The organism is Stenotrophomonas sp. YJH_SMC_4 (assembly GCF_059371575.1).
The window spans coordinates 70,954-90,820 of the sequence record NZ_JCAFUR010000008.1; the positions used below are offsets into that span (position 1 = coordinate 70,954).

General features: G+C 68.0%; 19 protein-coding genes. 15 read left to right on the forward strand and 4 right to left on the reverse strand.

The annotated features are described in order from the left end of the window. Positions 1 to 82 precede the first annotated feature (82 nt). Complete coding sequence (locus AC5P9F_RS13445) at positions 83 to 718, forward strand: tetratricopeptide repeat protein (protein WP_005407536.1); 636 nt, start codon at positions 83 to 85, stop codon at positions 716 to 718. 121 nt (positions 719 to 839) lie between these two features. On the opposite strand, the gene AC5P9F_RS13450 is transcribed toward AC5P9F_RS13445, so the two are convergent. Beyond that, positions 840 to 2,324 carry an AAA family ATPase gene (locus AC5P9F_RS13450; protein ID WP_005411847.1) on the reverse strand — a complete coding sequence of 495 codons (1,485 nt, stop codon included), beginning with the start codon at positions 2,322 to 2,324 and terminating at the stop codon, positions 840 to 842. Between the two features lie 123 nt (positions 2,325 to 2,447). Here AC5P9F_RS13450 and AC5P9F_RS13455 point away from each other — a divergent pair, with 123 nt between their 5' ends. The 9 genes from AC5P9F_RS13455 to AC5P9F_RS13495 all read left to right on the forward strand — a co-directional run bounded on the left by AC5P9F_RS13455 (position 2,448) and on the right by AC5P9F_RS13495 (position 11,417). Continuing rightward, positions 2,448 to 3,077, forward strand: a complete 630-nt coding sequence (locus AC5P9F_RS13455) for a ParA family protein (RefSeq protein ID WP_060380439.1) — start codon at positions 2,448 to 2,450, stop codon at positions 3,075 to 3,077. Between the two features lie 49 nt (positions 3,078 to 3,126). After that, positions 3,127 to 3,603: a SixA phosphatase family protein gene (locus AC5P9F_RS13460; protein ID WP_005407539.1), complete on the forward strand. Its 477-nt coding sequence runs from the start codon at positions 3,127 to 3,129 to the stop codon at positions 3,601 to 3,603. 4 nt (positions 3,604 to 3,607) lie between these two features. After that, complete coding sequence (locus AC5P9F_RS13465; protein ID WP_005407540.1) at positions 3,608 to 4,225, forward strand: YceI family protein; 618 nt, start codon at positions 3,608 to 3,610, stop codon at positions 4,223 to 4,225. Next, entirely contained in the window at positions 4,222 to 6,270 is a 2,049-nt protein-coding gene (locus AC5P9F_RS13470; RefSeq protein ID WP_012478720.1) for a phospholipase D family protein, read from the forward strand. Before AC5P9F_RS13465 ends, AC5P9F_RS13470 begins: the two co-directional genes overlap by 4 nt. Positions 6,271 to 6,280: 10 nt before the next feature. After that, complete coding sequence (locus tag AC5P9F_RS13475) at positions 6,281 to 6,715, forward strand: hotdog fold thioesterase (protein WP_005407542.1); 435 nt, start codon at positions 6,281 to 6,283, stop codon at positions 6,713 to 6,715. A gap of 120 nt (positions 6,716 to 6,835) precedes the next feature. Further along, positions 6,836 to 7,627, forward strand: coding sequence for a lysophospholipid acyltransferase family protein (locus tag AC5P9F_RS13480; protein WP_274849990.1), 792 nt, complete (start codon positions 6,836 to 6,838; stop codon positions 7,625 to 7,627). Between the two features lie 52 nt (positions 7,628 to 7,679). Next, entirely contained in the window at positions 7,680 to 8,669 is a 990-nt protein-coding gene (locus AC5P9F_RS13485) for a YheT family hydrolase (RefSeq protein WP_032965474.1), read from the forward strand. 56 nt (positions 8,670 to 8,725) lie between these two features. Beyond that, a complete protein-coding gene (locus AC5P9F_RS13490) occupies positions 8,726 to 10,795 on the forward strand; it encodes a tetratricopeptide repeat protein (protein ID WP_154329119.1) in 2,070 nt (689 codons plus the stop codon). A gap of 10 nt (positions 10,796 to 10,805) precedes the next feature. Beyond that, positions 10,806 to 11,417 carry a YbhB/YbcL family Raf kinase inhibitor-like protein gene (locus AC5P9F_RS13495; RefSeq protein WP_005407546.1) on the forward strand — a complete coding sequence of 204 codons (612 nt, stop codon included), beginning with the start codon at positions 10,806 to 10,808 and terminating at the stop codon, positions 11,415 to 11,417. Between the two features lie 85 nt (positions 11,418 to 11,502). Here the strand turns inward: AC5P9F_RS13495 and AC5P9F_RS13500 are convergent, their stop codons facing one another. The 3 genes from AC5P9F_RS13500 to AC5P9F_RS13510 all read right to left on the reverse strand — a co-directional run bounded on the left by AC5P9F_RS13500 (position 11,503) and on the right by AC5P9F_RS13510 (position 13,817). Further along, a complete protein-coding gene (locus tag AC5P9F_RS13500; RefSeq protein WP_154329120.1) occupies positions 11,503 to 11,979 on the reverse strand; it encodes an META domain-containing protein in 477 nt (158 codons plus the stop codon). A 142-nt stretch (positions 11,980 to 12,121) separates the two neighbouring features. Continuing rightward, positions 12,122 to 12,949: an META and DUF4377 domain-containing protein gene (locus AC5P9F_RS13505; RefSeq protein WP_005407548.1), complete on the reverse strand. Its 828-nt coding sequence runs from the start codon at positions 12,947 to 12,949 to the stop codon at positions 12,122 to 12,124. Between the two features lie 73 nt (positions 12,950 to 13,022). After that, positions 13,023 to 13,817, reverse strand: a complete 795-nt coding sequence (locus AC5P9F_RS13510) for an undecaprenyl-diphosphate phosphatase (protein WP_024956253.1) — start codon at positions 13,815 to 13,817, stop codon at positions 13,023 to 13,025. A gap of 223 nt (positions 13,818 to 14,040) precedes the next feature. On the opposite strand from AC5P9F_RS13510, the gene glnA reads away from it, so the two are divergent. The 5 genes from glnA (at position 14,041) to mltA (ending at position 19,790) form a co-directional block, all read left to right on the forward strand. Continuing rightward, positions 14,041 to 15,450, forward strand: a complete 1,410-nt coding sequence (glnA, locus tag AC5P9F_RS13515) for a type I glutamate--ammonia ligase (RefSeq protein ID WP_005407550.1) — start codon at positions 14,041 to 14,043, stop codon at positions 15,448 to 15,450. Positions 15,451 to 15,797: 347 nt separating this feature from the next. Next, the gene (locus AC5P9F_RS13520; RefSeq protein ID WP_004134334.1) at positions 15,798 to 16,136 is read left to right on the forward strand and encodes a P-II family nitrogen regulator; all 339 of its coding nucleotides are present in this window, start codon (positions 15,798 to 15,800) and stop codon (positions 16,134 to 16,136) included. A gap of 21 nt (positions 16,137 to 16,157) precedes the next feature. Next, positions 16,158 to 17,588 (forward strand): ammonium transporter, encoded by a 1,431-nt coding sequence (locus AC5P9F_RS13525; RefSeq protein WP_150359392.1) that lies wholly within the window; start codon positions 16,158 to 16,160, stop codon positions 17,586 to 17,588. Between the two features lie 221 nt (positions 17,589 to 17,809). Then, a complete protein-coding gene (locus AC5P9F_RS13530) occupies positions 17,810 to 18,556 on the forward strand; it encodes an N-acetylmuramoyl-L-alanine amidase (RefSeq protein ID WP_150359391.1) in 747 nt (248 codons plus the stop codon). A 67-nt stretch (positions 18,557 to 18,623) separates the two neighbouring features. After that, positions 18,624 to 19,790: a murein transglycosylase A gene (gene mltA, locus AC5P9F_RS13535; RefSeq protein ID WP_150359390.1), complete on the forward strand. Its 1,167-nt coding sequence runs from the start codon at positions 18,624 to 18,626 to the stop codon at positions 19,788 to 19,790. Positions 19,791 to 19,867 lie beyond the last annotated feature (77 nt).

Sequence of the window (19,867 nt, forward strand, 5' to 3'; positions counted from 1 at the left end):
CGGCACTCGCGCCCGCGCCGCTGCTGGGGTTAGGATCGGGGCGAGAGAGGGAGGCTGCGGTTGTGCAGCCTGGGGAGAAGGGATGTCAGTTCCAGGAAAGATCCTGGCCAGCGTGCTGCTGGCCTCGGGAGCGGCCACGGCGTGGGCCGCGCCGGCCATGCCGGCACCACAGGAGTTCTACTTCGACAGCGACCTGGCGGCGGCACCGATGGTGGCGATGCAGGGCGAAGGCGATGAGCTGGTCACCCAGCTGGTGAGGCTGCGCGAGCGCGGCCGGCGCGCGGTGGAAGCCACCGTGCAGCTGGCTTCGGTGGCCAGCACCCAGGGCCGTGCCGAGCTGGCCGACCAGCTGTATGGCGAGGCCCTGAAGGAGGCGCCGGCACAGAGCAGCGCGGGCCGCAGCGTGCGTTGGAACTATGGCTGGGACCTGCTGCGCCAGGGCAAGCCGGAGGCGGCGCTGGAGCAATGGTTGTCGTCGGCCGGCAATGCGCGCAGCAAGCCCAGCTGGGTGCCACCCACGTACGCGCTGGCCCTATGGCGGATGGGGCAGAAGCAGGAGGCCGTGCAGTGGTATGCCGCAGCAGTGCGTACCGAGCCGTCGCAATGGAGCACCAGTGCCAATTACGCGCAGCTGCTGCCGCAGTGGCGCGAGGATGAGCGCGCGTCGTTGGCCGAAGTGCAGCAGGCCTGGGCGGCGGCCCCGCCTGCGTGGCCCTGAGGGAGGGGTTCGGCCGGGTTCACGGCGTCCCCCGCGAATCCACCCCGCCCGGCCAAGCGTGGCTTTTTGATGTTCACAGCCAACCAGCCGCCACGAGGGGCTGCGCCGTTCGCGGGAAACCTCAATCGTCCGCGGAAACCGTCCGCCCCGATGCCCACGCCCGCAGCGCCTCGACCTGCTCGGCCATCAGCACCGACAGCGGCCGCGTCGCACGGATCTCGTTCATCAGCAGCTCGGTATCCAGCGGCCGCCCTTCGGCGTGCGCCGCATACAGCCCGGCCACGATCGCCTGCTCGATCTCCGCACCTGAGAAACCATTCGCCGCGGCCGCCAGCGCCGGCAGCGCGAAGTCGTCGGCATTGAGCTGGCGCCGACCCAGGTGCAGCCGCAGCAGTTCCACGCGCACCTCCGGCGAAGGCAGGTCAACGAAGAAGATCTCGTCGAAGCGGCCCTTGCGCAGCAGCTCGGCAGGCAGCTCGTGCACCTGGTTGGCAGTGGCCACGATGAACACCGGTGCCTTGCGCTCGGCCATCCAGGTCAGCAGATGGCCCAGCACGCGGCGTGACACGCCACCGTCCTCGCCACCGCTGGCCAGGCCCTTCTCGATTTCATCCATCCACAGCACGCAGGGCGCCAGCTGCTCGGCCGAGGCCAAGGCCTGGCGCAGGTTGGCCTCGGTCTCGCCGTGGTACTTGTTGTACAGCGCGCCCACGTCCAGGCGCAGCAGCGGTACGCCGAAACCGGCGGCGGTGGCCTTGGCCAGCATCGACTTGCCGCAACCCTGCACGCCCAGCAGCAGCATGCCGCGCGGTGGGTCCAGCCCGGCCGGTGCCGAGCCAGCGATGAACGCCACACGCCGCTGGTTGATCCAGCGCTTGAGCCGGTTGGCGCCGGCCACGTCGCCGAACCGCGCGCTGTCATGCTCGAAGAACAGGTGGCCGCTGCGGTTGAGCAGCTCGAACTTCAGCCGTGCCAGCTGCGGCAGGTCGTCGTCGCGCAGCGCGCCGTCGGCGTAGATCAGCTGCCGGGCGATGCGCCGGGCGTCGACCAGGCTCAGGCCCTGCAGGTTCTTCAGGATCTTCTTCACCGCCTCGCTGTCGACTTCGACGCGGCGGCCGCCGTGTTCGCGGGCGTAGGCATCGGCCTCCTCGCGCAGCATCTTCAGCAGGGCGTTGGCATCGGGCAGGCGCGGGTTGAAGCGGACCGCCAGCGCTTCCAGCTCGGCCGGCAGTTCGACCTTGGCGCCGATCAGCACCAGCACGTGCGGTTCGCTGTGACGGCGCTGGATCAGGTCGCGCAGGGCGCGCTGGTGGCTGGCATAGCCCAGGTAGGGGTGGAAATCGAGCAGCAGGTAGACCCCGCGCTGCCCGGCCTGGCGGATCATCTGCAGGGCCGCGCTGGCGTCGGGTGGCCCGGCCGGCGGATCTTCGCTGTCCAGGTCGATGCGGCGCAGGCCCTCGGTGATCGACCACCGGTGCAGCGCCCGCCAGACGTGCATCAGCGTCTGCCGGAACAGGTCGACGATGCGACCCTCGTCCTGGGTCTCGATCACGATCAGGGGGGTGTTGGCGCGGATCAGTGCGCTCAGGTCCTGCAGCTCGCTCATGCCGGTTCGATCCTTCGGGGGCGCCACGATAGCAAAGGCGATGGCCGCAGGTTCAGCGCGGTGCTACCTCCCGTCACCACCGCCGGTGTACGCTCGGGGCACGTACCCGGAAGCGAGGCTGGCATGAAGACGATCCTGGTGGCCGGTTCCAAGGGCGGGGTGGGCAAGACCACCGTCGCCACCCACCTGGCCGCGTACGCGGCATTGCAGGGCAGGGCCACGGTGATCGCCGACGCCGACCCTCAGGGCTCCAGCACCCGCTGGGCGCAACGGCGGGCCGGGCTGGAAAGCGCGGTGCTCCCCATTGATGTGTATCGGAAGAAGCAGTGGGCGCAGAAGCTGCCCGATGGCACCGAAACCGTCATCATCGATGCACCGGCGGGTGCGTTGGCCGACGATATCCCCCATTTCCTTGACGCTGCCGACGCGGTGGTGGTGCCGGTGCTGCCCTCGGCGCTCGACATCGAAGCCATCGTCGGCTTCCTCAACAGCCTGGCCCAGAACCCGCGGGTGCACAGCCGCAAGCTGCCGGTGGGGCTGGTCCTCAACCGCACCAAGCCCTGGACCCAGACCTCGCAGCAGGCGTTGCAGATGCTGGCCGAATGGCCGTACCCGGTGGTCGCGCAGCTGCGTGACAGCCAGAGCTACGTGGTCATGACCGGCCTCGGCCGCAGCCTGTTCGACTACCGCTCGGCCCAGGTGCGGGAGCATCAGGCCGACTGGGAGCCGCTGCTGTCCTGGCTCAAGCCTTGATGCCTGCGTCACTCTTCCTGCTGCATCCTCTTCTTCATGGAAACCCGCGATGCGTGAACTGATCCTGCTGCGCCATGCCCATGCCGAACCGGCTACCCCCGGCCAGGCCGACCTCGACCGGCCGTTGTCGCCGGTGGGGCTCGCCGAAGCCGAAGCCGCCGGCAAGTGGCTGAAGGAGAACAACCTGCTGCCGGACTGCGTGCTGTGCTCACCGGCGCGGCGTACCCGCGAAACCCTGGAAGCCGTGCTCGGCACCATCGGTTACGTGGAAAAGCGCCTGGAAGACCGCATCTACGAAGCCACCCCCGGCACCCTGGCGGCATTGGTGGACGACCGCCGTGATCTCGACCGGGTGCTGATCGTCGGCCACAACCCGGGCCTGGAGCGGCTGGTGGCGTTGATGACCGAGGGCACCAGCAGCGACTACCGCGGCATGCCGCCGGCCGGCATCGCCGTGCTCGGCTTCCCGCGCGAGGCCTCGATCGAGCCAGGCGTGGCCAGCCTGAACGCATTCTGGTGGCCGTGATCCGATGAGCCTGGCGCGGCGCAGCCGCTATCTGCTGCCCGCGCTGCTGGCACTCGGCCCGGCCTGGGCGGCCGTGCCCACGCCGACCACCCTGCCACCGGTGGTCGCCGAAGCGCACCGGGTAATGCGCCTGGATACCCAGCGTTCGCAGATCGGCTTCGAGGTGCGCACCCGTTTCGGGCAGCGAATCGAAGGCCTGTTCCCGCACTTCGAAGGGCGCATCGAGATCCTCTCCGACGGCCGCCACCAGGTGCACCTGAAGATGTTCACGCGCTCGGTCGAGATCCCCGGCAAGGCGCGCTATACCGGGTGGATGCGCGGCGAGGAGTTCTTCGATGCCGGCCGCCATCCGGTGGTCGAGTTCGACTCGCTGCCGTACTGGCCGGAAACCGTGGAGAGCGGTGGCGACATCAACGGCCGGCTGACCCTGCGCGGGATCAGCCACCCCGAGACACTGAAGGTCGAGAAGGCGGAGTGCGCCCGACCCGGCTATGATTGCGACGTCGTCAGCCGCGGTACCGTGCAGCGAGGCCGGTATGGCATGGACAGCTGGCAGCTTGCCTTGAGTGACCGAGTGACTTTCGTATTGCGTGCGCGCCTGAGCGAGGCGCCGAAACCGTGAACTTCCTGCTGCGTGTACTGGCGCTGGCAACCGTGTTGCTGGGCAGCGGTTGTGCATCGCTGTCGAATGCCGAGCGCGACCGCGCCGAGGCGATCGCCGTGCAGGCACGTTCGACCGTGGTCGACTGCCAGCGTGCAGACCGCTGTGCACAGGATTCGCCGCTGCGGGCGCTGGCCGGCCGGGCATTCACCGAATCCACCCCGGAACGACCGCGCCACTACGCCACCCTGCTCGATGAGGGCGAGGGCGCCCTGGTCGCACGCCTGAACCTGCTGCGCAGCGCCACCCGCAGCATCGACCTGCAGACCTACATCTTCGACAAGGACGACAGCGCCCGTCTGGTCATCGACGAACTGCTGGCCGCATCGCGGCGCGGGGTGAAGGTGCGGCTGCTGATCGACCAGCTCTCGGCGATCTCCGACCTGCAGATCCTCGGCGCCCTGTCCGGCGCCCACCAGAACTTCCAGCTGCGGGTCTACAACCCGACCTTCGGCAAGGCCCGGCTGAACTACTTCGACTATGCCGGCAGCGTGCTGTGCTGCTTCCGCCGGTTCAACCAGCGCATGCACAACAAGCTGCTGGTGATCGACGATGCGATCGGCGTGGTCGGTGGCCGCAACTACCAGGACGACTATTACGACTGGGACCGCGAGTACAACTTCCGCGACCGCGATGTACTGATCGCCGGCCCGGAAGCACGTGCGATGGCGGCCAACTTCGACGCGTTCTGGCGCGCACACCGCAGCGTGCCGGCCGAGCGCCTCAACGACGTGGGCCGTACGTTGCTGCGCGAGGGCGTGCCAACGCTGCCGCCGGCCAGCTTCCGCCGCCCGGAACGGGTACAGCGGGTCAGTGCCGAAGCCAACGACACCGAGTTCGTCACCCGTTCCTTCGTCGATACCGCGCTACCGGTGGCTTCGGTGCGCTACGTGGCCGACCTGCCACGCAAGCATCGTCGCGAGAAGGCCGATGCACCGCTGGCCGGCCAGCATGTGACCGAGCCCCAGCTGGATGCGCTGATCGCCAGTGCGCAGAAGGAAGTGATCCTGCAGACGCCGTACCTGGTGCTGTCCAAGCCGGCGCAGAAGCTGTTCCGTGAACTGCGCAAGCGCCCGCAGCCACCGCGCGTGGTGGTGTCCAGCAACAGCCTGGCGGCGACCGACAACCCGATCGTGTATGCGTTGTCGTACAAGTACAAGCGGCGCAACATGCGCGAACTGGGCTTCAACATCTTCGAATACAAGCCGTTCCCGCTGGACGCGCCGGTTGACTACCGCAACCTGCTGCCCGACCCGATCGCTGCGCCCGGGGGGGGAGACGAGGGCGGTCGCAATCCGCTGATCGGTGGCAGTGCTGCCGGCAGCAACGCACGCGGTGGCAGCAGCAGTGGTTCGGATGCCGGCAGCAGGCAGGGCCCGTTGAATCGCCACAGCGATGGTGCCTACGACAACGCACGCGCACGCCGTCGCGCCGCCGGCAGCGAGGTGGAAACGCGCCTGCTGCGCACCGAGACGCGGCCGTCGTTCCTGGGCAGCAAGGCGGTCAACAAGCCGTTGCCGGTCACCCGCAAGGGCGCGCGCATGGGCCTGCACGCCAAGTCGCTGGTGGTCGACCGCCGCATCGGCGTGGTCGGCACCCACAACTTCGATCCGCGCAGCGAGAACTACAACACCGAAGGCGCGGTGATCATCGACGACCCGGTTTTTGCCGAGGAACTGGCGCAGAGCATCCTGCGTGACACCCACCCACAGAACTCCTGGACGGTGGCGCCACGGGCCAAGCCACCGGTGCTGTCGGGGCTGAACTACAGCGTCGGCAAGGCCTCCGAAGCGCTGCCCATCCTTGATTTCTGGCCCTGGCGCTACGCCACCGACTACGAGTTCAAGCCCGGCCCGGAGTGCCCGCAGCCGCTGCCGCGGCAGGATCCTGATTTCCATCGCTGCTACGTCGCCGTCGGCGACTTCCCCGAAGTCAACGTCGGCCCGAAGTGGCTGCTGGTGCGCATGCTGACCGCATTCGGCGCCGGTCTCGTTCCCATCCTCTGAAGGTACCCGCATGGCCCAGGTGTTCCGCGAAGCCGTTTCCATCGAGCAGCTCAACGCGCTCAGCCGCAACACGGCGATTGAATCCCTGGGCATCGTCTTCAGTGCCGCCGGCGAGGACTGGCTGCAGGCCACCATGCCGGTGGATGAGCGCACCCGCCAGCCCTACGGCATCCTGCACGGCGGTGCCTCGGTGGTGCTGGCCGAGACCCTGGGCAGCAGCGCCGGCAACCTGTGCGTGGATACCGGCAAGCAGGTCTGCGTGGGCCTGGAGATCAATGCCAACCACGTGCGTGCCGTGCGCTCGGGCACGGTCACCGGCACCGCCCGCGCGCTGCACGTCGGCCGCAGCACCCAGCTGTGGGAGATCCGCATCGAGGACGAGCAGGGCCGCCTGGTATGCATCTCGCGGCTGACCCTGGCGGTGGTGGCTGCCGGTCACGGCTGAGCCCCCCTGGGGCTCGTTGACGGCAGCGGAACCCAGCGTTCCCCGCCGATTGCCCCGGTCGATGGCGGTTATGGCCTAAATCGGCTGGCAGCGATGACGGCCCTCCGGTATCGTGCGCGGATGACTTCCCCCACTCCGGCCCCCCGTGGCGGCGTGGCGCGTGTGTGCCGTTACCTGTACCGCGTACCGCTGCTGTTGGTCCACATCATCGTGTTCCTGCCGCTCATCCTGATCGGCATGCTTCCGCCGTGGAGCGAACTGCGCGTGGGCGAGGCGACCTTCGGCGCCAAGGTGGTCAACTGGTGGCAGGGCGGGCTGATGTGGATCTTCGGCTTCCGCCTGGTGCAGGTCGGCGCGCCGCTGCCCGGTGCCGTGCTGTTCGTGGCCAACCATGTCAGCTGGGTGGATATCTGCATCCTGCACAGCCAGCGCATGATGGGCTTCGTCGCCAAGCGCGAGATCGCCAGCTGGCCGCTGGTGGGTTGGCTGGCCGCGCGCGGCCAGACCATCTTCCACCAGCGTGGCAACACCGAATCGCTCGGTGGCGTGATGCAGGTGATGGCCGACCGCCTGCGCGAGGGCAAGGCCGTGGGCGTGTTCCCGGAAGGGCGGACCCGCGGCGGTCACGAAGTGGGCCCGTTCCACGCCCGCATCTTCCAGGCCGCGGTCGAGACCGGCGTGCCGGTGCAGCCGGTGGCCCTGGTGTACGGGGCGAAGGGCGACGCGCAGACCATCGTCGCGTTCGGTCCGAACGAGAGCTTCTTTGCCAATTTCCTGCGCCTGCTCGGCGAGCCGGCGCGACGTGCGGAAGTGCACTTCCTGGCGCCGATCGGTGCACAGGACCTGGAAGGCCGTCGGCGCATCGCGGAAACCTCGCGCGCGCGCATCGTGGCGGCCATGAGCGCCGGGTGAGGCTGCGGTGGCCCTGATCCCGCCACCTGTCCTGGACGCCGGTACGCCGACGCTGCATGCGGCTGACTATCAGCCGCCGCGCTGGCTGCGCAATCCGCACCTGCAGTCGATGCTCAGCTCCAGCCGCATGCGCCTGCAGCGCGGCCTGCTGCTGCTGGCGGCCACCGGTGCGGTCAGCGAAGAGCTGATCCTCGATGGTGGTGATGGCGTGCGCCTGCAGGGCTGGCACAGCCATGTCGAAGGCCGCGAGCCCAAGGGCATCGCGCTGCTGCTGCATGGCTGGGAAGGCAGTGCCGAATCCAGCTACATGCGCATGGCCGCCGCGCGCATGATCGAGCAGGGCTTCGACGTGGTGCGGCTGAACTTCCGCGACCACGGCAACACCCATCACCTGAACCCCGGCATCTTCCACTCCAATCTCATCGATGAAGTGGTGCACGCCGCGGGCGATATCGCCCAGCGCTGGCCGCAGCTGCCGCTGGTGGCCGCCGGTTATTCGCTGGGTGGCAACTTCGTGCTGCGCCTGGCCCTGCGCGCACCGGCGGCCGGCGTGCCGCTGCTGCGCGTCGCCTCGGTGTGCCCGGTGCTGGACCCGGCGCTGACGATGGAGAGCATCGAGAACGGCCCGGCGATGTACGACTGGTACTTCCGCCGCAAGTGGGCCGGCTCGCTGCGCCGCAAGCGCGATCTGTTCCCCGAGCTGAGCGACTGCGACGACCGCGTGCTGAAGCTGGACATCCGCGCGCTGACCGCCTGGCTGGTCGAGCGCCACACCAGCTTCGGTTCGCTGCAGGCCTATTTCGACGGCTACTCGATCGCCGGCGACCGCCTGTCGACCCTGCAGGTACCGGCCGACATCCTGATGGCGCAGGACGACCCGGTGATTCCGTACGCGACCTTCAGCAACTGGCAGCTGCCGGGCCAGGCGCGCCTGGAAACCGCCTGCTGGGGCGGCCACTGCGGGTTCATCGAAAACTGGCGCGGCGACGGCTTCTCCGAGCGCTGGGTCGCCCAGCGCCTGCAGCGGGTCCTGCAGGCCTGAACCGGCGACAGCGCGCAGCCCGCTACAATGCGGCTTTGCACTTGAACCGGACTGCCATGCAAGACCAGATCATCCAAGCGTTGCGCCAGAACCAGGCCGACCAGGCCGTGCAGCTGGCCCAGGCGTGGACCCGTGACGAACCCGGCCAGGCCAACGCCCACCGCTGGCTGGCGCTTGCGCTGCAGCAGCAGGGCAACGCCGAGGAGGCGATGGAGGCCCTGCAGCAGGCGCTGCGGCTGGCCCCGGACGACGCCCAGCTGCACCTGCAGCATGCCGGCCTGCTGCTGGCACTGCGCCAGTTCGAGGGTGCCGACGAAGCACTGGTGCGCACCACCGGCCTCGATCCGAACTCGTTCTCCGCCTATCTGATGCAGGCGCACTTGGCAATCGGCCGCAATGACTTCGACGAAGCGCAGCGCATCTCCACCCTGGCCGCGCGCGTGGAGCCGGATCATCCGGAACTGCTGACCATCGACGGCATGGTTGCACTGCGCCGCGGTGACGCCGACCGTGCACTGGCGCTGCTGTCGGCTGCCAGCAAGGCACTGCCGGACGATACCCGCGTGCTGTACGCACTGGGCTTTGCCTACCTGGGCAAGGACATGCTGGCGTTTGCAGAGCAGTCGTTCCGCCGCGTGCTGGAACTCAATCCGTCGCTGTCCTCGCTGCATGGGCTGGTGGTGCAGCTGGCACTGCGCCAGGGCAACGTACCTGCCGCCGCCGAAGCCATGCAGGTGGCCCTGCAGCAGCCGGAGATGGACGTACCGTCGATGCGCCGCCTGGCGGGTGAACTGTCGCTGCGCAATGGCCAGCCGCTGCAGGCCCTGGACTACCTGCTGCCGCTGCTGGAGACGCAGCCGGAAGACCGCCAGGTGCTGCAGCTGCTGTTGATGTCATGGCAGCGCCTGGGGCGCGAGGATGAAGCACGTGCGCGCCTGGATGCGGTACTGGATACCGATGACCAGCTGCACGATGTGTGGCTGGCACGCCTGGCCATCGAGCAGGTGGGCAGCGAAAGCGCCGTGACCGCGGTCGAGCGCTGGATGGCGGCGATGCCCGCGCATCTGCCGGCCCTGGAGGCGCGCCTGCGCCTGCATGACATGGTCGGCGAACATGCTCAGGCCGAAGCGATCGCCGAACGCATCGTCAGCCTGGAACCGGGCCGCGTCAGCGGCGAGACCCGGCTGGTCGAAGGCCTGCTGCAGCGCGATCCCGCCGCCGCCGTGGCCCGCGTGCAGGCGCTGATCGAGCTGGCGCCGGAAGAGCATCGCGCCGACCTGCGGACGTGGATGGGCGAGATCCAGGACCGCGCCGGGCAGCCGCAGGACGCCCTGCGCACCTGGCTGTCGCTGCAGGCTGACCAGGCGCCGCAGCGCTTGCCACTGCCGCCACAGGCCAAGTCCCCGCCGAGCTGGCCGGACAAGGGCAGCATCGACGGCGATGCCAGCTCCGCGCCAATCTTCCTCTGGGGCCCGCCGGGTTCGGGCGTTGAGCGGGTGGCGACCGGCCTGGCTGCTGCCAGCCCGGTGCTGCGCAGCGACCGCTACACCAACACGCCGCCCGATGATGCGTTCCAGAACTACAACACGCTGCAGGACCTGGCCTCAGGCGTGCTGACGCCGGAGCGGCTGGTGCAGCGCTGGCGTGAACAGCTGCCGGCACGTGGCCTGCAGAGCGACACCGTGATCGACTGGCTGCTGTGGTGGGACAACGCCCTGCTGTGGGCGCTGCGCCCGCAGCTGCCGCAGGGCCGCCTGGTGCTGGTGCTGCGCGACCCGCGCGACATGCTGCTGGACTGGGTGGCCTACGGTGCCGCCGCGCCGCTGGCGATGACGTCGCTGGCCGAAGCCAGTGAATGGCTGACCCGCGCGCTGACCCAGATCGCCACGCTGCATGAGGACGACCTGTACCCGCACGTGCTGCTGCGCATCGACCAGATCGGCAACGATCCGCAGGCGATGGCCGAACTGCTGGGCCGCCTGTTCGAGCGGCCGATGCCGCCGGCGGCACAGCTGGGAGCCCCGCGCCTGCCGGCCGGCCACTGGCGCAACTACCGCGACGTGATGAGCGCCGCCTTCGCCCAGCTCAACCCGGTTGCGGTGCGTCTGGGTTACCCGGAAGAGTGAGGAGAGTCCGATGCAGTTGACCAGCCACAGCCTGACCAACGGCGCACCGATCGATCGTGAGTTCGCCGCGGGCGACGCCAACGGTTTCGCCCCGGACCGCAACCCGCACCTGGCCTGGAGCGGGGCGCCGGCCGGCACCCGTTCGTTCCTGCTGGTATGCGTGGACCCGGACGTACCGACCGTGCCGGAGACGGTTGGCCGCAGCGACATGAGCGTGCCGCGCGACCAGCCGCGCTGCGATTTCGTGCACTGGGTGATGGCCGATATCCCGGCCACGGTGCAGGAGATCGCCGCTGGCAGCTGCAGCGACGGCTTCGTGGTGAAGGGCAAGCCCGCACCCGCCGGCCCGGCCGGCAGCCGCCAGGGCCTGAACGACTTCACCGGCTGGTTCGCGGGCAACCCGGACATGGCCGGTGATTACCTGGGCTATGACGGCCCGTATCCGCCGTTCAACGACGAGCGCATGCACCGCTATTTCTTCCGGGTATTCGCGCTGGACGTGGCGTCGCTGGACCTGCCGCAGCGCTTCACCGCCGCCGACGCGTACCGCGCCATGCACGGCCACGTGCTGGCCGAAGCCGCACTGCACGGCACCTACACGTTGAACCCGGCGCTGGGCTGAGCAGCACACAGGGTAGAGCCGGCCGCGGGCCGGCTGCTGCAGGCAACGGCGGCAACACAGGGAAGATGCCGGCCAGCGGCCGGCGCTACCTTCCATCCGCTTGCAGCGCCGCCGGTTCGAACACTGCGGTGTCGCCCCTCGCGTTGCGCAGCACCAGCGCGCCGCGGTCGTCAAGCGCAAGCGTCGGTGCCGAGCCTTCGCCGTGCATCAGCTTTCCGGCGAGCTTCTGCTGCGTGGGCAGTCTCTGATCGATGCAGAGCGCTGTGGTCTGCACGCCGTTGCGCAGGATCAGCAGGTTGCCCTGCAGCCGGTACTCGTTGCTGACGTGGTTGCACAGGTTCAACTCGCTCATGAAACCGGACTGGAAGCGCAGTGTGTAGGGCGCGCGACCGCGGATGAACAACGCGTCGATGCGCTTTCCTTGCGCGTTGGTGGCACGCACCAGTTGCCACAGGTGCGCTTCAAGCTGATCGGTGCTGGGCGTGCTGGGCGTGCTGGCAGCGGCCACATTCGCGGACATGACGATCAGCGCAGCAATGATGAGGACGGGGACGTGCTTCATGCCGATCTCCCGATGCATCCGGGTAGTGCCGGTCGCTGGCCGGCAGCATCCGTGTGTTGGCAGTGCCGCGCAGGGCAGCCGGCCAGCGGCCGGCCCTACCGACCATGAAGAAGGGCGGCCTCTCGGCCGCCCTTCCATCGTTTTATTTCTTCTCGATGGCCGACTCGACCACCATGTCCAGCACGTACGCCTGCGACGGCGCATCGGCCGGCGGGTTCTTCACCTCGTAGCGCTTCACGCGCACCACATTGCGCACGCCGTCTTCGTGGGTGTAACCCTCGATGTTGCCGTAGAAGTTCTCGAACTTGCCCGGCTCGCCCTGCTTCAGGCCCTTGTCGTCGAATTTCACTTCGCGCACCTGCAGGCACTGGTAGTCCGGGATCAGCGGGTGCGAGCACTTCTCGGTCTTCGCAGCCACTTCCAGGAACACGGTTTCGCCGGCGCCGCCGTAGCGGGTTTCAGCGGTCGGTTCCGGGTTGAACACCAGCACGTCGCCCTTGGCGGTGGTCAGGGTCAGCTTGCCATCGGCATCCTGCTCGGCCTTCAGCTCGCCCTGCAGGCGGCTCGACACGGCCTCGTCCAGCGCCATCAGCGCCTTGTCGGTGCAGGCCATCATGGTCGAGGCCATCGCACTGACCGTCAGCTTGCCGTCGGCCAGGGTGTAGCCGCCACCCATGTGGTTGCAGGCGTTGCTGACCGACAGGCGGCCATCAGCGAAGTCCAGGGTGACCGGCTTGTCTTCGCGGGCGAACAGCGCGTCGATGCGCTTGCCGTCGGCGCCGGTGGCCTGCTGCAGCAGCCAGTGCTGGCTCTGCAGGCGCTGCGCATCCAGGTGCGCCAGCGTCTGCTGGTCTGCTGCCTTGGCCGCGGCCGGGGCCACGTCGTCGCCGCCGGTGCCGGCCGGTGCCGGGGTCTGGCTGCAGGCGGCCATCAGGGCCAGCGGGAGGAGCAGGGTGAGCTTGCGGTTCATGGTGATTCTCCTTGGGGAACCGTGGGGGAAACGGGGTAGGGCCGGCAACGGGGTTGCCATGCCCCGGTGCTGTTCAGCTGCCGGAAGGCAGCCACAGCAGCAGTGCCGCGCCCAGCGCGATGCGGTAGATGGCGAAGGCGGTGAACCTGTGCGACTTGATGTAGCCCATCAGCCACTTCACTACGACGAAGCCGGTGACGGCCGCGGCAAGGAAGGCCACGCCCACGTCGGTCCAGTTCTCGCTGCCCAGCTGCCCAGCCTTGGCCATTTCCAGGAAGGTGTAGGCGCTGGCGGCGAACATGGTGGGAATGCCGACCAGGAACACGAACTCGGCGGCGGCCGCGCGGCGGCTCAGGCCCAGCAGCATGGCCAGGAAGATGGCCGAGGCCGAGCGCGAGGTGCCGGGGAACACGCCGGCCACGACCTGCGCCAGGCCGACGCCGATCGCCACCGTCCAGGTCACCTGGTCGCGGTCGGGCAGGCGCGCGGTGTAGGCCTCCACCAGCAGCATCCAGACGCCACCGATGATCAGCGCCCAGGCCACCGGGCTGACCGTTTCCGGCAGCGACCAGCCGGCCTTGCGTACCACCAGGCCGACCACCGCGGTGACCAGGAACGCCGCGCCCAGCTTGAACACGTACTCGCGGTTCCCGCGCTGGTTGAAGCCGGTGGCCAGCTGCAGCAGGCGCTGGCGGAACACCAGTACCACGGCCACGATGGCGCCGGCCTGGATGACGATGTTGAAGAAGTCCGAACGGGCACCCAGCCAGTGCTGGGCGATGAGCAGGTGGCCGGTGCTGGAGATCGGCAGGAACTCGGTCAAGCCTTCGAGGATGCCCAGCAGCAGGGCGGAGAGCAGGTCGGACATGGACGGTGCGTGCACGCGCGGCGGAAGGAAGAAGGGCGAGAGGATAGACGATCCGTGCTGCACCAAACGGGTGCGTCTGGTGGTTGGTGCACTCGTTTGGTGCGCCGCGTTCTCCACCCGCACGGGGCGGCCTTCATGAAATCAATGACTTGCGGCATCTGAAAAGTTGGCACGGTCGTTGCTCTACCTCAGCAGGCATTCATCCCCATCCGAGGTCGTACCGATGTCCGTGGAAAACGTTGAGAAGCTGATCAAGGACAACCAGATCGAATTCGTCGATCTGCGCTTTGTCGACATGCGTGGTGTCGAGCAGCACGTGACCTTCCCGGTCAGCATCGTCGAACCGTCGCTGTTCGAAGAAGGCAAGATGTTCGATGGCAGCTCGATCGCCGGCTGGAAGGGCATCAACGAGTCGGACATGGTGCTGCTGCCGGATACCGCCAGCGCCTACGTCGACCCGTTCTACGCCGATCCGACCATCGTGATCAGCTGCGACATCCTCGACCCGGCCACCATGCAGCCGTATGGCCGTTGCCCGCGCGGCATCGCCAAGCGCGCCGAGGCCTACCTGAAGTCCTCCGGCATTGCCGAAACCGCGTTCTTCGGCCCGGAGCCGGAATTCTTCATCTTCGACTCGGTCCGTTTCGCCAATGAAATGGGCAACACTTTCTTCAAGGTCGATTCCGAAGAAGCCGCCTGGAACAGCGGCGCCAAGTACGACGGCGCCAACAGCGGTTACCGTCCGGGCGTGAAGGGTGGCTATTTCCCGGTTCCGCCGACCGACACCCTGCACGACCTGCGCGCCGAGATGTGCAAGACCCTGGAACAGGTCGGCATCGAAGTGGAAGTGCAGCACCACGAAGTGGCCACCGCCGGCCAGTGCGAGATCGGCACCAAGTTCAGCACCCTGGTGCAGAAGGCCGACGAACTGCTGCGCATGAAGTACGTGATCAAGAACGTCGCGCACCGCAACGGCAAGACCGTCACCTTCATGCCCAAGCCGATCGTCGGCGACAACGGCAGCGGCATGCACGTGCACCAGTCGCTGTCCAAGGGCGGCACCAACCTGTTCTCCGGTGACGGCTACGGCGGCCTGAGCCAGCTGGCGCTGTGGTACATCGGCGGCATCTTCAAGCACGCCAAGGCCATCAATGCCTTCGCCAACTCGGGCACCAACAGCTACAAGCGCCTGGTGCCGGGCTTCGAAGCGCCGGTGATGCTGGCCTATTCGGCCCGCAACCGTTCGGCATCGTGCCGCATTCCGTGGGTCTCCAACCCGAAGGCGCGCCGTATCGAAATGCGCTTCCCGGACCCGATCCAGTCCGGCTACCTCACCTTCACTGCGCTGATGATGGCCGGCCTGGACGGCATCAAGAACCAGATCGACCCGGGCGCACCGAGCGACAAGGACCTGTACGACCTGCCGCCGGAAGAAGAGAAGCTGATCCCGCAGGTCTGCTCCTCGCTGGACCAGGCGCTGGAAGCGCTGGACAAGGACCGCGAGTTCCTGAAGGCCGGTGGCGTGATGAGCGATGACTTCATCGACGGCTACATCGCGCTGAAGATGCAGGAAGTGACCAAGTTCCGCGCGGCCACCCACCCGCTGGAATACCAGCTGTACTACGCCAGCTGACCGGATGCGATGGCGGTGGGCTTCCCCCTCCCACCCGCCGCCATCGCTTCCGTTTTCGCGGCTGGGGAGCCGCAAGGCGGGCGCAGGCCCGCCGTTGTAGAGCGGACTGTCAGTCCGCTGCATTGGAACGCGGGCCATTGGCCCGCTTATCCAGGGGCAAGAGAAAGACCGGATACGCGACCAGGGCCGCCCTCCCTCCCGCGTCGGTCGTGCAAGGAGAGAGGCACGGCCGTCCCGGCCCTGTACGTGTCCGGTGCAACAGCCACGGCCATCACAGTGATGGCCGCTGGTTGCCTGATGCCAACGCGCGCTGGCGCGCTGGCCCCATCCACCCTCGGGACATGCGCATGAAACTGATCTCCGCCATCATCCGGCCGTTCAAGCTCGACGAGGTCCGCGAGGCCCTGTCCGATGCAGGCGTGTCGGGCATCACCGTGACCGAAGTGAAAGGCTTCGGCCGCCAGAAGGGCCACACCGAGCTGTATCGCGGCGCCGAGTACGTCGTCGACTTCCTGCCCAAGATCAAGATCGAAACCGTGGTCACCGACGAGCGTGCCGATGCGGTGATCGAAGCGATCCAATCGTCGGCAGGCACCGGCAAGATCGGTGACGGCAAGATCTTCGTCACCGCCGTCGAACAGGTCATCCGTATCCGCACCGGCGAAATCGGTGCCGACGCGCTGTAACCCCCTTCCGGAGACTCCCCCATGAAGATGCGCCTTCTCACCGGGTGGCAAGCCCGGTTCCATATCGTGTGCCTGTTGATGCTGCTCAGCGCGCTGGCCGCGGGTGCCTGGCCAGGCAATGCCCACGCCCAGGCGCAGGTGTCGCCGCTGCCGAGCGAAAGCGTGGCCGTTGAACCGCTGCAGGACCCTGCAGCTGCAGCCGCTGCGCCGGCCGTGGCCGAAGCGACCGCCGCCTATGATCATGGCGACGTGGCCTGGATGCTCACCTCCACCCTGCTGGTGCTGCTGATGGTCGTGCCGGGCCTGGCCCTGTTCTACGGCGGCCTGGTGCGTTCGAAGAACGTGCTGTCGGTGCTCAGCCAGATCCTGGTGGTGTTCTCGCTGGTGCTGCTGCTGTGGGTGGCCTACGGCTACAGCGCGGTGTTCAGCGCGGGCAATCCGTTCTTCGGTTCGTTCACCGAGTTCGCCTTCCTCAAGGGCTTCACCCCCGAGTCGGTCGGCAACACGCCGATCAAGGGACTGCCGGACTATCTGTTCGTCGCGTTCCAGTCGACCTTTGCCGGCATCACCACCGCGCTGATCGTCGGTGCCTTCGCCGAGCGCATCAAGTTCCGCGCGGTGCTGCTGTTCTCGGCGCTGTGGTTCACCCTCAGCTACATTCCGATGGCACATATCGTCTGGGGTGGCGGTTACCTGGGCGAGCTGGGCGCGATCGATTTCGCCGGCGGCACCGTGGTCCACATCAATGCGGGCGTTGCCGGCCTGGTGGCTGCCTGGTTTGTCGGCAAGCGCCTGGGCTACGGCCAGACCGCGCTGAAGCCGCACAACGTGCCGTTCACCTACATCGGCGCGATGCTGCTGTGGGTGGGCTGGTTCGGCTTCAATGCCGGTTCCGCTGCCGCCGCCGATACCGTGGCCTCGCTGGCCTTCCTCAACACCGTGCTGGCCACCGCCGCCGCCGTGCTCGGCTGGACGCTGGTGGAAGCAATCAGCAAGGGCAAGCCATCGGCACTGGGTGCTGCTTCGGGTGCGGTGGCCGGCCTGGTCGGCATCACCCCGGCCTGCGGTACCGTCGGTCCGCTCGGCGCGATCGTGATCGGTTTCGTGGCCGGCGTGGTCTGCGTCTGGGGCGTCACGGGCCTCAAGCGCCTGCTGAAAGTGGACGACACCGCCGACGTGTTCGGTGTGCATGGTGTCGGCGGCATCGTCGGCGCAATCCTTACCGGCGTGTTCAGTGCACAGTCGCTGGGTGGTACCAAGGCGGATCTGGATATCGCGCACCAGGTCTGGGTGCAGGTGGTCAGCGTCGGCCTCACCGTGGTGTGGTCGGCGGTGGTGACCGCGGTCATCTTGCTGGTGGTCAAGGTCGTGGTCGGCCTGCGCGTGACCGAAGAGGCCGAACGCACCGGCCTGGATGTGACTTCGCACGGCGAATCCGCCTACGAGGCCTGAAGTAGCGGTGCATGGACGGGGTGGGTGCCGACCGTTGGTCGGCACTTCCACTGTCCTCGTTCTGGTAGGTGCCAAGCTTGCTTGGCACGGGGTCTGGGTCTGCTCTGGTGGGTGCCGACCGTTGGTCGGCACAGCCGGAGTGGCGCATCCACGCCTGGCGTGGACCTACCGAATCTTCCTTGTGACATGCATCATCGCGCCTGATCGCGCACAATCAGGCCATGCACCTGATCCGCACTGTCCTGATGCTCTCGGCCTGCCTGCTGCTGGCTGCCTGTGCCTCCGCGCCGCAGGAAACCCGCAACCCGCTCGCCACCTGGGTGCCATCACCCAACCAGAACGCGCGCACGCCGGTCATCATCGTCATCCACCACACCGAGCAGAAGTCGGTGCAGCAGAGCCTGCATACGCTGCGTACCGCCAACAGCGGTGGGCCGGTCAGTGCGCACTACCTGATCGGCGCCGATGGCCGACGTTACCAGCTGGTCGCCGATGAGCGCCGTGCATGGCACGCCGGTGCCGGGCGCTGGGGCACCATCACCGATCTCAATTCGGCCTCGATCGGCATCGAGCTCGACAACGATGGCCGCAGCCCGTTCAGCCAGGCGCAGATCGAATCATTGATCTTGCTGCTGCGCGATCTCACCACTCGCCTGAACATCCCGCCGCGTCAGGTCATCGCCCATGCCGACCTGGCGCCGACGCGCAAGCAGGATCCGAGCCGCTTCTTCCCTTGGCAGCAGCTGGCCGAGGCCGGCTTCGGGGTGTGGCCGCGCGCCGCCGACGGCGCGGCACCGGAAGGCTTCGACGCGTGGAATGCGCTGGCCCGCTTCGGCTATCCACTGGACAACCGCGAAGCCACCGTCGCCGCCTTCCACCGCCGCTTCCGCGGCCGCGACGACCTGCCGAAGACGCTGGATGCCGAAGACGCGCGCATCCTGCATTCGCTGCTGCTGCAGACGCCGTGACCCCGCGCATGAACGCTTGGCCCCGCGCCGGGTTGCCGCCCAGCGGCCGGCCCGCCACCATGGCGGCATGATTGATTCCGCTACCTTCTTCAAGCGCAAGCACTGGACCCTGTTGGCAGCGGCGGTGCTCGCCGGTTGCGCCACCACCGCTCCCCGCACCGGATCTGAAGTGCCGACGCCGGTCACGCCGCCCGCGGCCACCTATGCCAAGGCTGCATGGAGCGCGCTGCCACCCGTCTCCGACAGCGATCTGCAGGCCGGTTTCGTCGCCTGGCGCTGCAGCTGCACCCGCCTGAAGAACGATGCGGTCTGGGCCAAACCCTGCGCCACCGCCGCAGCGGTGTCAGACAAGGACCCGGCCGCGATCCGCCAGTTCCTGCAGCGCGACCTTGATGTCTATGCGCTGCGTGCCGGTGGCCACCAGGCCGACGGACTGATTACCGGCTACTACGAGCCGATCTATGCCGGCAGCCTGACCCGCACCGACAAGGCGACGGTGCCGGTCTACGGCACTCCCGATGATCTGGTGGTGGTGCAGCTGGACAGCCTCTACCCGGAACTGAAGGGCAAGCGCCTGCGCGGTCGCGTCGAAGGCAAGGTGCTCAAGCCCTACGACGACGCCGGTACCATCGCGGCCAAGGGCGCCAAGGCGCCGGTGCTGGCCTGGCTGACCGACCCGATGGACCTGCAGCTGCTGCAGATCCAGGGCTCCGGCCGCGTGCGCCTGGCCGATGGCAAGCAGGTGCGGCTGGCCTACGCCGAGCAGAACGGCCACCCCTACCGCGCCATCGGGCGCTGGCTGGTGGACCAGGGCCAGCTGAAGAAGGAAGACGTCACCATGGACGCGATCCGCGCCTGGGCCCGGGCCAATCCCGCGCGCGTGCCGGAACTGCTGCGCAGCAATCCCAGCTATGTGTTCTTCGTGCGCAATCCGGACAGCCCGGAAGGCCCGCGCGGTTCACTGAACGTGCCGCTCACCGCCGGCTACAGCGTGGCGGTGGACCGCAGCGTGGTGCCGCTGGGCAGCCTGCTGTGGCTCTCCACCACGCGCCCGGACGGCACCCCGGTGGTGCGCCCGGTGGCCGCGCAGGACACCGGCGGCGCCATCGCCGGTGAGGTGCGCGCCGACCTTTACTGGGGCAGCGGCGATGCCGCCGGCAAGCTGGCCGGCGACATGAAGCAGAAGGGCAATATCTGGATGCTGTGGCCGAAGGGCGTGCCCCTGCCGAACTGAAGCAGCAGGGGTCGGATCCCTTTCCAAAGGGAAGGGCTCTGACCCCGGATGCCTGATAATGGCGCCATTCCGAACTT

Coding starts and splice junctions, on each gene's coding strand:
- AC5P9F_RS13445 (WP_005407536.1), top strand. CDS start 83: ATGTCAGTTCCAGGAAAGATCCTGGCCAGCGTGCTGCTGGCCTCGGGA.
- AC5P9F_RS13450 (WP_005411847.1), bottom strand. CDS start 2,324: ATGAGCGAGCTGCAGGACCTGAGCGCACTGATCCGCGCCAACACCCCC.
- AC5P9F_RS13455 (WP_060380439.1), top strand. CDS start 2,448: ATGAAGACGATCCTGGTGGCCGGTTCCAAGGGCGGGGTGGGCAAGACC.
- AC5P9F_RS13460 (WP_005407539.1), top strand. CDS start 3,127: ATGCGTGAACTGATCCTGCTGCGCCATGCCCATGCCGAACCGGCTACC.
- AC5P9F_RS13465 (WP_005407540.1), top strand. CDS start 3,608: ATGAGCCTGGCGCGGCGCAGCCGCTATCTGCTGCCCGCGCTGCTGGCA.
- AC5P9F_RS13475 (WP_005407542.1), top strand. CDS start 6,281: ATGGCCCAGGTGTTCCGCGAAGCCGTTTCCATCGAGCAGCTCAACGCG.
- AC5P9F_RS13480 (WP_274849990.1), top strand. CDS start 6,836: ATGACTTCCCCCACTCCGGCCCCCCGTGGCGGCGTGGCGCGTGTGTGC.
- AC5P9F_RS13490 (WP_154329119.1), top strand. CDS start 8,726: ATGCAAGACCAGATCATCCAAGCGTTGCGCCAGAACCAGGCCGACCAG.
- AC5P9F_RS13495 (WP_005407546.1), top strand. CDS start 10,806: ATGCAGTTGACCAGCCACAGCCTGACCAACGGCGCACCGATCGATCGT.
- AC5P9F_RS13500 (WP_154329120.1), bottom strand. CDS start 11,979: ATGAAGCACGTCCCCGTCCTCATCATTGCTGCGCTGATCGTCATGTCC.
- AC5P9F_RS13505 (WP_005407548.1), bottom strand. CDS start 12,949: ATGAACCGCAAGCTCACCCTGCTCCTCCCGCTGGCCCTGATGGCCGCC.
- AC5P9F_RS13510 (WP_024956253.1), bottom strand. CDS start 13,817: ATGTCCGACCTGCTCTCCGCCCTGCTGCTGGGCATCCTCGAAGGCTTG.
- glnA (WP_005407550.1), top strand. CDS start 14,041: ATGTCCGTGGAAAACGTTGAGAAGCTGATCAAGGACAACCAGATCGAA.
- AC5P9F_RS13520 (WP_004134334.1), top strand. CDS start 15,798: ATGAAACTGATCTCCGCCATCATCCGGCCGTTCAAGCTCGACGAGGTC.
- AC5P9F_RS13525 (WP_150359392.1), top strand. CDS start 16,158: ATGAAGATGCGCCTTCTCACCGGGTGGCAAGCCCGGTTCCATATCGTG.
- AC5P9F_RS13530 (WP_150359391.1), top strand. CDS start 17,810: ATGCACCTGATCCGCACTGTCCTGATGCTCTCGGCCTGCCTGCTGCTG.
- mltA (WP_150359390.1), top strand. CDS start 18,624: ATGATTGATTCCGCTACCTTCTTCAAGCGCAAGCACTGGACCCTGTTG.